This is a genomic window from Microbulbifer mixtoriginis (SeqCode) (assembly GCF_052466695.1).
Map to the genome: position 1 here is coordinate 1517796 of NZ_CP174285.1, position 16540 is coordinate 1534335.

Sequence of the window (16540 nt, forward strand, 5' to 3'; positions counted from 1 at the left end):
ATAGCCCCATACACTCACACCCCTTAATCCTCTATAATTCTCTGCTATGCCAGAGTTACCAATTTATTCCGCCCTACCAGAGTTATTCAAAGCACTGGAAACACACAACAATGTGGTACTGCAAGCTCCTCCTGGCGCAGGCAAGACTACCGTTGTTCCCTTGGCCCTGCTCGAAACCGATTGGTTGGGGCAACGCAATATCATTATGTTGGAGCCTCGTCGCCTGGCTGCGCGCACGGCTGCGGCACGTATGGCTGCCCAGCTCGGAGAGAAGCTAGGCGAGACTGTGGGTTACCAGGTACGCGGGGAACGGCGGCGAAGTGCGAAAACCCGTATCCTGGTTGTTACCGAAGGTATTCTTACCCGGCTGCTGCAGTCTGATCCGGAACTGTCAGAAACCTCGCTGGTTATTTTTGATGAGTTTCACGAGCGCAGTCTGCAAGCCGACCTATCCCTGGCACTGTGCCTGCAATCCCAGGAATATCTGCGCGAAGACCTGAAACTATTGGTAATGTCTGCAACCCTGGAAACCGAGGCGGTAGCCAGGGTGCTCGGCGGTGCGCCAGTGGTCAGTAGTGAGGGACGCAGCTTCCCCGTACATATCGATTACCTTGGTCAGCGGGAGGAGCCGGAAGATCACCGCTCTATGCCCGCGCTCATGAGTCGCAAGATTTTCGAAGCACTTCGCAAAGAGTCAGGCAGTGTACTCGCATTTCTTCCGGGAGTTTCAGAGATTCGCAAGGTAGAGGAGTTACTGCGCGAACAACTCGCCTCTGCGGATGATCTCAAACCAGATAGCATTATTCTCGCTCCACTCTATGGCGACTTGACCCGCGAGCAGCAGGATCAGGCCATCGCTCCGGCCGCTCCTGATCAACGCAAAGTGGTACTAGCAACCAATGTGGCAGAAACCAGCCTGACGATTGAGGGAATCCGCATAGTTGTGGATTCCGGCTTAATGCGAGAGTCTCGCTTCGATCCTAACAGCGGTATGAATCGGCTGGAGACCTGTCGAATCTCACAAGCCTCTGCCACCCAGCGCAGCGGCCGCGCCGGGCGCCTCAGCGCTGGATTTTGCCTGCGACTGTGGAGCGAGGGCCGCCAACGCAGCCTCAGCAGTAAAAACACCCCCGAAATAATACGCAGCGATTTGGCCCCCCTGGCGCTGGAATTAGCTCAGTGGGGAGTCAGTGATCCCACCGACCTGAGCTGGCTGGACCTTCCCCCCACAGGTCCTCTAGCCCAAGCCCAGGCACTATTAAAGCAACTGGGCGCACTAGACCAAGACTTGCGCATCACTCCACACGGCAGCGCCATGCTCACCCTGGGTTGCCATCCACGCCTCGCCCATATGATGCTTCGCAGCCTCGACTGGCATCTATCACAACAGGCCTGCCTACTCGCGGCGCTACTGTCAGAGAGGGATATCTTCCGGGGAGAAGCACGCTGGGATAGAGACATCAGCAAACGTATCGAAGCACTACAGGCCCATTCTAAGGGGCAAAATATCGACCGCGGTGCGGTGCAACGTATTTGCCAGCAGGCCAACACTTGGCAAGGGCAATTAAAGGATTTCAAGCCGCAAGAACCTCGTAACAGCGATAGCATTGACCAGGCCGATAGAATCGGGGTGCTATTGGGGCTCGCCTATCCGGATAGAATTGCCAAAAGCCGCCAAGATAGTGCACGCCGCTACCTGCTTTGCAGCGGCCGAGGCGCACATTTCTCGCACGAAGACGCCCTGACTCTCAGCGACTTCCTTGTGGTTGCCGAACTGGATGGACTGGGGCGCGATGCGAGAATACAGCTGGCCGCTCCAATTTCAAAAAACGCCTTACAGCGCTGTTTTGCCGACCAAATCGAGCAAAATACCACTATTCGCTGGGATGATACCGCCGGGCGTGCCGAAGCCCTGGAGCAGGTCACACTGGGCAAACTGGTGCTGCAGCAGCAAGTCGCCAGAGATGTTCCATCAGAGTTATTGAGCCGGGCACTACTCGATGCCATTCGCCAAAAAGGGCTTTCTCTACTGCCTTGGAGTAAAGAAGCCCTACAATTTCGTGCGCGGGTGGCGTTTTTGCGAAAGGAGGAAAGTGGCAAGTCACCACTGGAAGGCACTCCGCTGCCCGACTGGAGTGATGATACGCTGTTGCAGGCCCTTGAGCGCTGGCTATTACCGCATCTACATGGCTTCCATAAATTTGAGCAGCTCAAGCAGCTGGACCTGCTCAATATTCTGCGCGCACAACTCGACTGGGCCCATATTCAGCAGGTTGATGAGCTGGCTCCCAGCCACTACACCGTACCCAGCGGCTCACGCATTGCTATCGATTACGAAGCATCCCCACCAATCCTGGCTGTGCGCTTACAGGAACTCTTCGGCCTGGCACAAACCCCCGCAGTTTTGCGTGGGGGATACCCGCTAATGATTCACCTGCTCTCCCCTGCTCGTCGCCCGGTACAGATCACTCGCGATCTGGCTAATTTTTGGGCAAACACCTACGAAGAGGTCAAAAAGGAGTTGCGTATCAAATATCAGAAGCACTACTGGCCAGATGACCCCCGTACCGCGGTCGCCACCAACAAGACTAAAAAGAGAATGGATAACCCCAGGGGCTCCTAAGAGCCCCAAATCAAGTTTTTCAGCCATGTTAAGTCCACATTCAGCAATCCCCCACTAGATTGCAGCAATTTAAGTTGGCGTTTGCCAATGGGGAACAATATCTGTACTTTTCTGCCAATAGATTACTAACAGACAAAACATCTAAGCTTAACTATTACATCTAGTTGGAGAACGACCTTGCATAGGAAGCTAGCGCTATTTTTCAGCCCACTACTCTTTCTTGGCTGTAGTGATGATTTACCCGACATCATTATTCCCGTAAATATCGATTACGATGAAGAAATGCGCCTGTTTGTGGAGGATATCAGCAAGTATGCAAAGGGCCTTGAGCGAGACTTTATTATCGTTCCGCAAAACGGTATTGAGCTGATCACCACCAATACCAGGACCAATGGCCCGGTAGATGACGCCTATGTGAACTCTACCGATGGTATCGCCCAGGAGGCGGTCTTCTTTGGGCAGAACGGTAATGTAGACCAACCCACCAGCGAAACTGAAAGCAAGCGCCTGCAGGACTATCTCAACCTGGCCAAGGAGAAAGGCCGTGAAATCCTGGTGACCGATTACGCCTATAGCGAACGCAATATTGACGAGTCTTACGAGGAGAACGAGAAAGCCGGCTACATCTCCTTCGCAGCCGACAATACGCTTCTGAACAATATTCCTCCCTACCCGGAAAAACCTTTCAATGTGAACAATGACGACATTGATAAGCTGGAAGATGTCAAAAATTTCCTCAATATCACAAATACTTCGAACTACTCCTCGCCTGAAGTTTTTGTTGACGAGTTATCCAAAACTGACTACGACCTGCTGATTATCGACTTCTTCTTTGATGGCGAGCCCTATACCGAAGAGCAGATCAAGCAGTTAAAAAAGAAGAACAATGGCGGGGACCGCCTGTTGATGGCCTATGTCAATATTGGCATGGCCCAGAGCAACCGCTACTACTGGCAAAACTCTTGGTCCGCCAATCCGCCGGCCTGGCTACTGGACGAAGTCCCCAATGAATCGGGCAACTATTACGTGGAGTACTGGAAAGCCGGCTGGCAGGACATTATCTATGGCAACAACAGCTCCTATATCTTCAGGATCGTAGATGCAGGCTTCGATGGTGCTTATATGGATGGCATCGACGTTTTTGAATATTTCGATTCCCTCGAAACCGAGGAATAAGAGCAAACCTCGCTTTCATAGCGCCTAAAACCCCACCCATCACCAACTGGATGGGTGGAGATTGGGAATCAGGCCGGCTGGGAATCCTTGTACTGAGTCACATACTGGGACAGGCGGCCGGACATCTCTTCCGCCAGCTTCTGCAGGGCATTGAGGGGACGTATCATCACCTCAAACTCCACGATCTTGCCATTCTCATCAAAGCGAATGATATCCAGCCCTTTAAGGCTCTTGTCACCGATGCTGGCCTTAAACTCCAAAGCCAAATCGCGGCCTGACTCGGTGGTGAAGCTGCGATCATATTCAAAGCTTTCAAATACCTGCATCACTGTATTGAGGATCAGGCAGACCGCCGCAGAACTGTGGTAAGGCTTAAAGAACGCCGGTGAGCGGAATACCGCATCCTCCGCAACGATAGTGGGCAGGCGACTGAGGTCCCGCTCCGCAACCATCTCGTGCCACAGGGCGATTGACTCCGCTATTGGGTTATTGGTATTGCTCATCGAGCATCTCCTGTTCAAGCATATGTTTTTGTAAAAACTCCCGACCATCGGTACGGCCGAGCTCGTAAGTCTTTTGTGCCAACTCAGGGTTGGTGTAGTCCCAAACGCTGAGATAAGGCGGCCGCGAGGGCTGCACATAGGTCCAAAGCTGCTCTCCGCGGCGCCTGGTAAAGCGGTTTGGGTAACGGGGGTAGCAGCGGCTGAGCAGAATCAACACCCGTCCCGCCTCACTATCCAGCCCAGCCACGGGGATATTGTCCACGACTCCACCATCGAGCACGGGATCTCCTGCACGACGCAAACGCGGTGTAAAAGGCGGCGTACAGGATGAGCAAAGAATGAGCTCCACCAACTCTTCCACGCTCTGGCAATCCTGTGCGCGGTAAAAGTTCTGCTTGAAACCCAGGCCCAGAGCTATTTTTGGATGAAGACTGCGCAATAAGTGCTTATCGGTGTAATAGGCCAAAGCCCCCACCCCAAACGCCAACCCAGCAGGCAAAAGGCGCGGCGGGTGTACAACACCAATCTGCAAATCTGCGGCCGCACTCAGGGGCGCAAGGCCATCGCGAAATAACTCCAGCATGGCATTGCGGTAAATTCCGTACTGGGGAAACACCCGCTCTTTCTTTAGCACGTTGCCCCAATAAGCGTTCTTGCGGTTGGCGGCAAAAGCCGACCAGAAGTGCTCCCTACCCGCCTCAATACGCCCCATCAGGATCAGGCTTGCCATTAGCCCCCCAGCAGAAACTGCGGTTACCCGCCTTGGAGAAAGCCCGATTTCTGCGGCAACAGACTCCCAAAAGCCAATCTGCCAGGTACAGCGACCGCCGCCACCTGCAAATACAACCTGATCAAACATGCATCCTTTCCTGTTCAATGGGCAAACTGCCCTTGTAAAGCCTAAAGCCGCTCTCCACTTAGGGCACCGCCGCACAAAGCTTATATGCAACTAATTGCATAAGCTAATGGATTCAGCAGGCTAGTGCAACCAGAGGCCTCAGCACTGCCATCCCAGGCATTTCCACCAAGAAAGCAGCCCCCTTTACTCCCACGCGGAGCCACCCAACTTTTAAAATTAATCAGCAAAATTAACTTAAAGCGCGATTAGGTCATCACTAAGGGGTGAGCCCTCTCTAAGCCTTCTCAATACGGCCTTACCATCAGCTCGACCTATCTCCAAAGTCTTGTTAACCGCTTCCGGGTTAGTGAAATCCCACACTTTAATCGGCAACGTTTTGGAGGGCTGCACATAGGTCCATAGCTGTTCACCTTGACGCTGGGTGAAACAGTCAGGGAAATCACGGAAGCGATTGGTTAGCAGAATTAACACCCTGCCTTCTTTGCTATCCAATCCGCCAACCGGCACATTGTCCACGATTCCGCCATCCAGAATTTCCCTGCCATTCAGATGGAGCCTTGGAGTAAATGGGGGGGTGCAAGAGGAACTCAGAATTAGATGTTCCAGTTCCTCCATATTCTTACAATCTTGAGCGCGGTAAAAATTCTGGCGGAACCCAAGTTTGGTGGCTGCCGTGGAGTGCAGATTGCGGGTAAATCCCTTGTCGGCATAATAAATCACTGCGCCAAAAGTTAGCGCCAAAGGACCGTACATCCAGGCGGGCGGGTGGCTAACCGCCAGACGCAGCTCAGCCACACTCTGCAGGGCCTGAGGGCCGTGTTCGAACAGCTGTCGAATCCCATCGCGGCAGATAGCGTATTGGGGAAAAACCGCCTCCTGCCTAAATAAATTACCCCAATAGATATTTTTGCGATTGGTACTAAAAACTGAGCGAACATACTCCACCGCCTCCGGGCCCCTGTCGATCAGCAGTAAGCCCGCCACAAGACCACCCGCCGACACAGCACTCACCACTCTGGGAGATAGATTGATTTCACCAGATACAGATTCCCAAAAACCAATCTGCCAGATACAACGGCCGCCACCGCCAGCAAAAACTACCTGATCAAACATTGAAAAGCTCCCTATTACCACTGTACCGCTCTTCCTGAGCCGGCACTTACCGAACTTCCCCCGCTGAATAAATCTAATCTGTAGCAATCATCTCTTGGCAACTGTTTATGCCGGTTAAAATACCGGGTTACTTTTTCTGCGAGCCCGTATAAAAACCCCGCTCAGCCAACATGTTCTGCATAAATATACGTCCATCGCGGCGCCCTATTTCATAAGCATTGATCAAGCCTTCAGGATTAGTGAAGTCCCAAACACTAATAGGGGGCGACTGTGATGGCTGCACATAAGTCCACAATTGCCTGCCTTGAGACTGGGTAAACCAATCGGGAAAGCCCCGATAGCGACGGGTCAGTAAAATAAGGACTCGCCCTTCACCAGGATCAATACCCTCAACCGGTACATTGTCCACTACCCCGCCATCCAAAACTTTTTTCCCCGCCAAGCTCAGCCTTGGCGTAAATGGTGGTGTGCACGATGAACTCAGGATCAGCTGCGTAAATTCTCCGATATCAGTACATTCCTGAGCGCAGAAAAAATCCTGTTTGTAACCCAACCGCCGTGCCGCTTTTGGATGCATTTTGCGGTGCAAATATTTGTTGGAATAATAAATTGCCCCTCCAACAGCCAATGCCACTGATGCTGGCAGCCAATTGGGTGGCCGGGAAACAGCAACCCTGAGTTCCGCGGCGGATTTCAAGTCTTTAAAGCGGTCGCTAAATAGCTCTTGGATACCTTCCCTATAGATTTCATAATGGGGAAACACTGGCGCCTTGCCCAAAAGGTTTCTCCAATACACATTGCGAGGATTCGCATTGAATACCGATGAGAAATAATCCACCGAAGCAGTTGCTCTGCCAATCAATATCAAACCTGCAATCATGGCCCCAGCAGAAACCCCTGTGAGCACTCTCGGTTTGAGCTTTATCTGGTCGGCAATCACTTCCCAAAACCCAATTTGCCAGGTACAGCGGCCACCCCCACCGGCAAATACCACCTGATCAAACACCCTTTAATTGCTCCACCTAGCAATAACCCAATTCTTCACTTGGCGCTCCCCTCTGGAGAGTATGCCGCCAGGAATGCCTCCCCATCAGCATAACCCGCATCAAAGGCCTGCCACACACTCTGTGGATTGGAAAAATCCCAGACGCTCACCGGCAAAGGCCGGCTCGGCTGCACATAGGTCCAGAGTTGCTCACCCTTTTGGCAACTGAAATGATTTGGGTACTGAGGGTAATTGCGGGTTAACAGAATCAGTACCTGGCCTGGCCCCGGCTTAAGCCCACCTACCGGCACGCTATCTACGATACCGCCATCCAGAACCTCTCTACCCCCGTCCTGTTGTCTGGGCGTAAAAGGTGGCGTGCAAGAGGAGGAGAGGATCAGTTTTTGCAGATCTCCCACATTGTTACAGTCTCGTACCGAGTAAAAGGACTGTCGATAACCAAGGCGCTTGGCGGTGTTTGGGTGCAGAGAACGAGTGAGAAAGGTATCGGAGTAATCAATACCAACTCCGATAATTAGTGCTAAAGAGCCATTTAACCAGCCCGGCGAATGGCTAACTGCTATTCGCATTTCTGCAGCCTCTCGCAGGCGTTCAAAACCGCCCTCAAACAGTCGGCTCATACCATTACGGTAGATGTGGTGATGGGGAAATAGCGGGTCTTTACGAAAGAGATTGCCCCAGTGAACATTACTGGGATTTTCCTCGAAGGCCTCGGCAAAATACTCTACTGCATCCAAGGACTTGCCCATCAATATCAGGCTGGAAACCAGGGCGCCGGCTGAGACGGCACTCACCACCTTGGGTCTAAGTTGAATCCTGTCTGCAACAGACTGCCAAAACCCAATCTGCCAGGTACAGCGCACTCCTCCACCGGCGAATACCACCTGATCGAACATAGAACTCTATCCCGGCCTGCCCGCTATAGCCACTGAAGTCAGAGCGCCCACAAGGCGCCATACACCCCTTTTGAGCGTGGATGCCACCCCAGCTACAAATCCAAGAGGTCTTTAAAATATATACGGGGCAGGCAAAGTCCGGGGCGGCCCAGGCGCCTTCAGAAGTTAATAAGGAGTGCAGCGACAGGTAAGAAGGGAGGCAAAATCATAAGAAAGGAACTAACCAGTTCAGATAAGCAAGAAAAAAGGCGAAGTATTACTTCGCCTTTTAATGCTCTCCGGGAAGAGCATACGGACCCAACTATTAGTAATAAGCCTGAGACTTATCAGTGTGATCGGTAATATCTTTAACACCGGCCAGTTCGGGGATTTTCTCTTTTAGAGTTTTCTCAACACCTTCTTTCAAGGTCATATCCACCATGCCACAACCCTGGCAGCCGCCGCCAAACTTCAACACGGCAAATTTATCCTCTGTGACCTCCACCAGGCTCACCTGGCCCCCGTGAGCCGCCAGCCCGGGGTTTACCTCATTGAAGAGTACATAGTTAATACGGTCTTCTATTGGGCTGTCATCGGTGATCTTCGGCATTCGCGAGTTGGGCGCGCGAATGGTGAGCTGGCCACCCATTTTATCGGAGGAGTAGTCAACCCTGGCATCGTCCAGGTAAGGCACACTGCGGCCTTCAAAGTAGGCCTTGAGGCCGTTCATCTCCATCACCACATCTTCGGCCTCCTCCTCGCCGGGGCGACAGTAGGCAATGCAAGTTTCGGCACTGGGAGTACCTGGATTGGAGACAAACATACGAATCGCGATTCCCTCGCAGTCCTGCTTGGCCAGCAGTTCCTTCAGGTACTCCTGCGCGGATTCAGTGATGGTGACATTCAGTTCTGACATAAGCCTTCTCAAATAACCGAGCTTCTTTGTCGGGTATTTTACTCTCAGAAACGCCCAAGTGAAACCGGTGTGTTTTTCGGGAGGGTAACGGCCGCGAGTAGCCCCCCCGAAAATGGCTCAAACGGGGATCATTCCCATCAGGGTTTGTGCCACATCCTCCGAAGAAGCAGGGTTCTGACCAGTGACCAGCTTGCCATCCACGACCACATAGGGTGCCCAATCATCTTCGCTGGAGTAGTTACCTCCACGATCTTTAAGCATATCCTCCACCAGAAAGGGCACAACATCCACCAATCCCACCGCCTCCTCCTCGGAGTTACTAAAGCCGGTGACACTCTTGCCGGAAACCAGGGGATGGTCGCCTTTGCGCCGGGTATGGCGAAAAATGGCCGGTGCATGACACACAGCACCCACCGGCTTATCAGCCCCATAGAACGCCTCAATCAGGGAGATGGAATCCTTATCCTCTGCCAGATCCCAAAGGGGGCCGTGACCACCGGGGTAAAAAACAGCATCGAAATCCGCCTCCTGCACATTGGCAAGCTTGCCCGTATTGGCAAGCGCTTGCTGGGCTGCCGGATCCTGGCGGAAACGCAGGGTGGCATCGGTCTGGAAATCTGGTTCATCACTTTTGGGGTCTAGCGGTGGTTGCCCGCCCTTGGGGGAAACCAGTGTGACTTGCGCCCCGGCATCTTTGAAGACGTAGTAAGGCGCGGCAAATTCCTCCAGCCAAAAACCAGTCTTCTTACCGGTATTACCCAGCTTATCGTGTGAAGTCAAAACTATTAAAATTTTCATCGGCGACCTCCCTGGTGCCTGTTATTGATTCAGTTCTGCAATTAATCGTCGGTACCCAAGCGCACCACGACTTTGCCAAAATTCTCCCCCCGCAATAACCCCATCAGGGCGCGGGGCGCTTTTTCCAACCCCTCAACCAGATCCTCACGGTATTTGATGCGACCCTCGCCAACCCAGTGACTCAAACCAATAATAAAATCGCCGAAGCGCTCATATTGATCAAAAATAATAAATCCTTGGATTTTAAGGCGCTTGGTAAGGATTTCACGCATCAACAAGCTCAGGCGATCCGGACCCTCAGGCAATGACGTAGCGTTGTAGTGAGCAACCAGCCCACACACGGGAACCCGGGCAAAGTCATTGAGAAGCGGTAAAACCGCATCAAATACATCTCCGCCCACATTTTCGAAATACACATCCACACCGTCTGGACAGGCCTCCTCCAACTGCTCGGGAAACTCCTCTGCTCGGTGGTTGAGACAGATATCAAAGCCCAACTCCTCTACCGCGTAGCGGCATTTTTCTGCTCCACCGGCAATACCAACTACCCGGCATCCCTGAATTTTACCAATCTGCCCTACAGTGGAGCCCACAGGGCCAGTAGCTGCAGCGACAACCAGAGTATCCCCTGCTTTTGGCTGGCCAATTTCCAGCAGCCCGTAATAGGCGGTAATACCCGGCATACCCAAAACACCGAGTGCATAGGAGGGATGGCTGGGATTTTTACCAAGATTCACCAACCCTTCACCATCTGAGATTGCATAATCCTGCCATCCGCAATAACCCAGTACCCAGTCTCCCTCTTCGAAATCATCCAGGTGTGACACAAGCACCCGACTTACTGTGCCACCCACCATAACGCCCCCCAGGGGTACCGGCTCTGCGTACGATTTGGCATCACTCATGCGGCCGCGCATATAGGGGTCCAGGGAAAGAAAAACCGTTCGTAACAACACCTCACCCCGAGCGGGTTCGGGCACCCCTAACTCCTCAATACTAAAATTGTCTTCGCTCGGTGCCCCTTCGGGCCGGGAAGCCAATACAACCCGGCGGTTCTTATCCATTGATTGCACGATGTATCTCCTTCACTGAGCCAGACTTTCGCTTGGCACAACCTTTTGTACCATTGGCGAGCCAGGCCCTCTCCTGAGTTTTTATGTCTACTGAAGGCCAAACTATAGATAGAAATTGCACGCCGTTAGTAAAAATTTACCGGTTATTGTGTCGTGGTATTTTTTGCCCATCAATTTAGCCCCTGTTGACAAGTATCCGTGTGCTAAGATTGATGCCTTTCCCGCCATAGACAATTAAGGATTGGTCAATGTCTGCGCTTTCCCGTAATCAACGCCTGGAGCAACTCAAAGCCGCGCTCGCTCAGCGCATCCTGATTCTCGACGGCGCTATGGGAACCATGATTCAGCGGGAAAAATTACAGGAAGAAGATTACCGCGGCGCCCGCTTTGCTGACTTCCATAAGGATCTGAAAGGTAATAACGACCTTTTAAGCATTACTCGTCCCTACCTGATCGAACAGATCCACCGGCAATACCTGGAAGCTGGCGCCGACATTATCGAGACCAATACTTTTAATGCGACTGAGCTGTCCCAGTCTGATTACGACATGGAACATCTTGTAGTAGAGCTGAATCGAACCTCAGCAGAAGTGGCCCGCCGCGCGGCGGATGCCCTCTCCACCCCAGAGCGCCCCCGCTGGGTGGCCGGAGTGATTGGCCCTACCTCACGTACCGCCAGTATTTCCCCGGATGTCAACGACCCGGGTGCGCGCAATGTGACTTTCAATGAGCTGGTACACAATTATGTGGAAGCCGGCCGCGCCCTGATCGAGGGCGGCAGTGACCTGATCCTGATTGAAACCATCTTCGACACGCTCAATGCCAAGGCGGCCATTTACGCCATGCAGAAGCTGTTTGAGGAGCTGGGCTTCGAATTGCCAATTATGATCTCCGGCACCATTACTGACGCCTCCGGCCGCACCCTCTCCGGCCAGACTACCGAGGCGTTTTACTACTCCATCGCACACGCCAAGCCCATCTCCGTTGGCCTTAACTGTGCCCTAGGGGCCACCGAACTGCGCCCCTATGTAGAGGCTTTATCTGGCGCCTGTGCCACTTATGTTTCCGCGCACCCCAATGCCGGCCTGCCCAATGAGTTTGGCGAATACGACGAAACCCCGGAGCAAACCGCGGCGATCGTGGCAGAATTTGCCCGCAGTGGTTTTATCAATATTCTCGGCGGTTGCTGCGGCACCACGCCAGAACACATCCGCGCCATTGCAGAGGCGGTATCCGATATCCCTCCACGCCAGTTGCCCGAGATCAAACCGGCTTTACGCCTTTCCGGTTTGGAGCCTTTTGTGGCCGACGAAAGCGCCCTCTTCGTCAATGTGGGCGAGCGCTGTAATGTGACCGGCTCCGCCCGTTTCAAGCGACTGATTCTGGAAGAGGATTACGATACCGCCCTGCAGGTCGCCGCCGCACAGGTGGAAGATGGCGCGCAGGTGATTGATTTCAATATGGATGAGGCGATGCTCGATGCACACGCCGCCATGCGCCGTTTTCTCAACCTGGCCGCCACCGAGCCCGACATCGCTAAGGTGCCCTTTATGGTGGACTCCTCCAAATGGGAGGTGATTGAGGCCGGGTTGCAGTGCATCCAAGGTAAACCCATCGTGAACTCCATCAGCCTCAAGGAAGGCAAAGAGGAGTTTATTGAGAAGGCGCAACTGTGCCTGCGCTATGGTGCCGCCGTAGTGGTGATGGCCTTTGATGAGCAGGGTCAGGCGGATACCTTTGAGCGCAAAATCGAAATCTGTAAGCGCAGTTATGAGGTATTGGTAGAAGAAGTTGGTTTCGATCCCACCGATATTATTTTCGATCCTAATATTTTCGCTGTCGCCACTGGTATTGAGGAGCACAACAACTACGCGGTGGACTTTATTGAGGCCTGCCGTTGGATTCGTGAGAATCTGCCGGGTGCTCAGATCAGTGGGGGCGTCTCCAACGTTTCTTTCTCCTTCCGCGGCAACAACCCAGTGCGCGAAGCGATCCACTCTGTATTCCTATTCCACGCCATCAAAGCCGGCCTGAATATGGGTATCGTCAACGCCGGTCAGCTGGCAGTTTATGACGAGCTGCCTGAAGAACTGCGGGAAAAGGTGGAAGACGTCATCCTCAATCGCAATGACGAAGCCACCGAAGCCCTGTTGGATATCGCTCCCAAATATATGGGTGAAGGCGGCGGCACTGCGCGCAAGGAAGACCTCAGCTGGCGTGAGCTGCCGGTCAAAGAACGTCTGGCGCACTCCTTAGTAAAAGGCATCAACAACTATATCGAGGCAGACACCGAAGAGGCCCGCGCCAATAGCAGCCGCCCCCTGGATGTGATCGAAGGTCCGCTGATGGACGGTATGAATATCGTTGGCGACCTGTTTGGCGAGGGCAAGATGTTCCTGCCCCAGGTGGTGAAATCGGCACGGGTGATGAAGCAGGCCGTCGCCTATTTACAACCGTTTATCGAAGCGGAAAAAACCGTGGACAGCCGGCCCAACGGCCGTATCCTTATGGCCACGGTAAAAGGCGATGTGCACGATATCGGCAAGAATATCGTCGGGGTGGTGCTGGCCTGTAACAATTACGAGGTAATCGACCTCGGCGTGATGGTAGCCGCAGAAACTATTCTGCAAACCGCCCGGGAAAAGAATTGTGACATTATCGGCCTGTCCGGTTTAATCACCCCCTCCCTTGATGAGATGGTGCATGTCGCCGCAGAAATGGAACGCCAGAAGTTCGATATTCCTCTGCTGATTGGCGGTGCCACCACTTCCAAGGCCCACACCGCAGTAAAGATTGATCCCCAATTCAATCGCAATCAGGTGGTGTATGTGGCCGATGCCTCGCGCGCTGTGGGGGTGGCCAGCAGCTTGATTTCCGATGAACTGCGCCCCGCCTTTGTTGAAAAGGTCCGCGCGGAATATGAAAAGGTGCGCACCCGCACCGCGAATAGAAAGCGCAACGACACCCGGCTGACCTATGCGGAAGCCCGCGATAACGCCCCTGAATTCGACTGGCAAAATTACCAACCCGTAAAACCCAAAAAATTGGGAATTACCGTTATCGAAGATTTTCCCCTGGAAAACCTCCTCGATACGCTTGATTGGACACCCTTCTTTTTATCCTGGGATCTGGCGGGCAAGTATCCGGCTATCCTCAAGGATGAAGTGGTCGGCGAGGCTGCCAGCGATCTCTACCACAATGCTCAGCGCCTGCTGAAAGAGATGATTGCCAAAAAGCAGCTGCGCGCCCGCGCCGTGTTCGGTTTGTGGCCCGCCAATAGCGTCGGCGACGATATCATTGTGTACAAAGATGAAGCGCGCAATGATGAACTGGCGCGTTTACATCATATTCGCCAACAGGTACAAAAGATGGGCGGCGATGGTCTGTGCCGTTCACTGGCAGACTTTGTCGCGCCTCTGGATTCCGGCTATATCGATTATGTCGGCGGCTTCGCAGTTACCACTGGCATCGGCGCCGACGAACTGGCACAGAGCTACGAAGCCAAGCACGATGACTATAACGCAATTATGGTGAAGGCCCTGGCGGACCGACTGGCAGAATCCTTTGCTGAAACCCTGCACCGCCAAGTACGCAAGGAATACTGGGGCTATGCGGCAGATGAAGAGTTGAGCAATGAGCAGCTAATCAAAGAAGCCTATCAGGGTATCCGCCCGGCGCCCGGCTATCCCGCCTGCCCGGACCACTCAGAAAAGGCGACTTTGTTCAGTTTATTGAACGCCGAAGAAAATGCCGGGGTCAGCCTGACCGAGCATTTCGCCATGATGCCAGCGGCCGCAGTCAGCGGCTGGTACTTCGCCCACCCGCAGGCCAAATACTTTAATGTCGGTAAAATCGGTCGGGACCAGCTGCAAAGCCTGGCCAAGCGCAAAGGAATTAGTGAACAGGAACTGGAGCGCTGGCTGCGCCCAAATCTCGAAGAGTGAGGATCCCCCCATGCAGGAAAATAATAAGAAACGAGCAAGGAAGCCCGGACTAGGCCAGATTGTACTAAGCACTTTGGCAGGGGCCATAGGAGTTCAGAGCAACAAGAACCGAGAGAAGGACTTTCAAAGCGGCAGCATGATGCACTTTGTTGTCGCCGGAATTGTCTTCACCATTTTGTTTGTCTTAACCCTAATACTGATCGTAAAGACCGTGCTGGGCAATATGGGCTGACGCTCTCTTCCAGCTAGAATTCTCTCAGCAAAAGCGGGCAGCTCGCCCGCTTGATCACTCAAATTTCTGCATAAATAGATTTCAGCCCTAGCAGATAGCCCCATTGCTGTGGGTTATAAAGAGGAATTTACGGAGAAGCACCCGGTACGGCCTGGCTCCGGGTCGGGACAACAAATGGGTCAGCGGGTAGCAACCCAGAAAATACAGGTGGCAACAAAGATAGCGACCAGAGCTACAGCGGCGATAGCATCTGCGAAATTGTCTTCTTCCGGGGTAACAGCTACTTCTTCCTTCATCGAATTTCTCCGATTACAAATTATTGTTATTCAAAGTAGGTGAGCCGCAGGCAGCGGCATAACAAGTAGAGCAAATTGAGTCTGCAGTTGCAAGGTAGCCCGGGGTTGGATCCTAGATCCGTCCATTTATAGGGACAGGGCCGATCTTATCCAGCATTTAATGACCGATATTACTACGATTGCAATTTGGGTGATTACAGGCTCCCACGCAGAGGGCGCTAACTATATTCGCCAACGCGCCGGCAATTTCCATACTCAATCGAAAATTATCTAAATCGGCAATGCTGCGCATAACCAAAAGATAAACATTGCTGACAAATAGAACCCTGAAAAATACTATGCAATTCTTTTAGTAAAAACTATGTTTTAGTCTCCAAGAGAAGCAAATGTTCCCTTGAAGACCAAATTATCTAACCTGGAAGGTTAATCATAAAGCTTCATTACCTAAATCAGTAATTCACCTAAACTCTAACTAAAGCTTCACTTTGATATCTTTCGGCGGATGACAATGAAATACTACATAGGTGGTATCCGGAGTGTAGTAACATGTAACATCATAGTGATAACCATCGTCTTGCTCATCTTTTTGCACAGAGGGGAACATCTTCTTATTTTCTTGAAGTGTCTTTCCTTTTAACCACTGATCAACAAAGTAATCTTTTGCTATCACTGCAGCAGTCTCTGCACGTGCCTTGTAAAAGGTACTCAGCACCGTATCCGCACTGGGGTTATCCTTATAATAAATCTGGCTTCCATCAGTATTTCTTTGTTGTATATCGTTTTTACTGCAATATCCATGCACTATTTTATCATGCTTAGACTGATAACCGAGCTCAAGATATACCGATACATTCATCGTCAAAATAGAACGGCTACCATTTTCATGGGGCTTTGGATTTTGATAGTGCAAATCAAAATCACCAACAGGGTGAACGGCAGCTCCCATCTCCTCTATATCTTTTGGTAATGACATAACATTTCCTTTTATGAAGTTAATTTAAGTTTTCGCTTCAATCCAAATTACACAGCTTTGTTTCTTATGTGTAATCTTTTCTCAAACAAACATGAGCAATCTCAATATGGGAGATAAGGAAGTTGTTATACAGAGTGAAGCTGTTCATCTTCA

General features: G+C 52.1%; 13 protein-coding genes. 4 read left to right on the plus strand and 9 right to left on the minus strand.

Annotated elements, in window-relative coordinates; genetic code table 11:
* The first annotated feature begins 46 nt into the window (after nt 1-46).
* Both hrpB and ACJJI0_RS06630 read left to right on the plus strand, forming a co-directional pair.
* Nucleotides 47-2623 carry an ATP-dependent helicase HrpB gene (hrpB, locus tag ACJJI0_RS06625; protein ID WP_444885219.1) on the plus strand — a complete coding sequence of 859 codons (2577 nt, stop codon included), beginning with the start codon at nt 47-49 and terminating at the stop codon, nt 2621-2623.
* A 177-nt stretch (nt 2624-2800) separates the two neighbouring features.
* A complete protein-coding gene (locus ACJJI0_RS06630) occupies nt 2801-3799 on the plus strand; it encodes an endo alpha-1,4 polygalactosaminidase (RefSeq protein WP_444885220.1) in 999 nt (332 codons plus the stop codon).
* A gap of 68 nt (nt 3800-3867) precedes the next feature.
* Here ACJJI0_RS06630 and ACJJI0_RS06635 read toward each other — a convergent pair whose 3' ends face one another.
* The 8 genes from ACJJI0_RS06635 to curA form a co-directional block, all read right to left on the minus strand.
* On the minus strand, nt 3868-4302 hold the full coding sequence (locus ACJJI0_RS06635) for a nuclear transport factor 2 family protein (protein WP_444885221.1): 435 nt from the start codon (nt 4300-4302) through the stop codon (nt 3868-3870).
* Nucleotides 4286-5161, minus strand: a complete 876-nt coding sequence (locus ACJJI0_RS06640) for a patatin-like phospholipase family protein (protein ID WP_444885222.1) — start codon at nt 5159-5161, stop codon at nt 4286-4288. Before ACJJI0_RS06640 ends, ACJJI0_RS06635 begins: the two co-directional genes overlap by 17 nt.
* Nucleotides 5162-5395: 234 nt before the next feature.
* Complete coding sequence (locus tag ACJJI0_RS06645; RefSeq protein ID WP_444885223.1) at nt 5396-6274, minus strand: patatin-like phospholipase family protein; 879 nt, start codon at nt 6272-6274, stop codon at nt 5396-5398.
* Between the two features lie 127 nt (nt 6275-6401).
* A complete protein-coding gene (locus tag ACJJI0_RS06650) occupies nt 6402-7280 on the minus strand; it encodes a patatin-like phospholipase family protein (RefSeq protein WP_444885224.1) in 879 nt (292 codons plus the stop codon).
* 35 nt (nt 7281-7315) lie between these two features.
* A complete protein-coding gene (locus ACJJI0_RS06655) occupies nt 7316-8176 on the minus strand; it encodes a patatin-like phospholipase family protein (protein ID WP_444885225.1) in 861 nt (286 codons plus the stop codon).
* A gap of 304 nt (nt 8177-8480) precedes the next feature.
* Nucleotides 8481-9071, minus strand: coding sequence for a Fe-S biogenesis protein NfuA (nfuA, locus tag ACJJI0_RS06660; protein ID WP_252085598.1), 591 nt, complete (start codon nt 9069-9071; stop codon nt 8481-8483).
* 117 nt (nt 9072-9188) lie between these two features.
* A complete protein-coding gene (locus tag ACJJI0_RS06665; RefSeq protein WP_444885226.1) occupies nt 9189-9869 on the minus strand; it encodes a type 1 glutamine amidotransferase domain-containing protein in 681 nt (226 codons plus the stop codon).
* 41 nt (nt 9870-9910) lie between these two features.
* Nucleotides 9911-10933, minus strand: a complete 1023-nt coding sequence (gene curA, locus ACJJI0_RS06670) for an NADPH-dependent curcumin/dihydrocurcumin reductase (RefSeq protein WP_444885915.1) — start codon at nt 10931-10933, stop codon at nt 9911-9913.
* A gap of 257 nt (nt 10934-11190) precedes the next feature.
* Between curA and metH the strand changes: the two genes are divergently transcribed.
* Both metH and ACJJI0_RS06680 read left to right on the plus strand, forming a co-directional pair.
* On the plus strand, nt 11191-14886 hold the full coding sequence (metH, locus tag ACJJI0_RS06675; protein WP_444885227.1) for a methionine synthase: 3696 nt from the start codon (nt 11191-11193) through the stop codon (nt 14884-14886).
* 10 nt (nt 14887-14896) lie between these two features.
* Nucleotides 14897-15118 (plus strand): DUF2970 domain-containing protein, encoded by a 222-nt coding sequence (locus ACJJI0_RS06680; RefSeq protein ID WP_252085595.1) that lies wholly within the window; start codon nt 14897-14899, stop codon nt 15116-15118.
* 768 nt (nt 15119-15886) lie between these two features.
* On the opposite strand, the gene ACJJI0_RS06685 is transcribed toward ACJJI0_RS06680, so the two are convergent.
* Nucleotides 15887-16387 (minus strand): hypothetical protein, encoded by a 501-nt coding sequence (locus tag ACJJI0_RS06685; protein WP_444885228.1) that lies wholly within the window; start codon nt 16385-16387, stop codon nt 15887-15889.
* Nucleotides 16388-16540 lie beyond the last annotated feature (153 nt).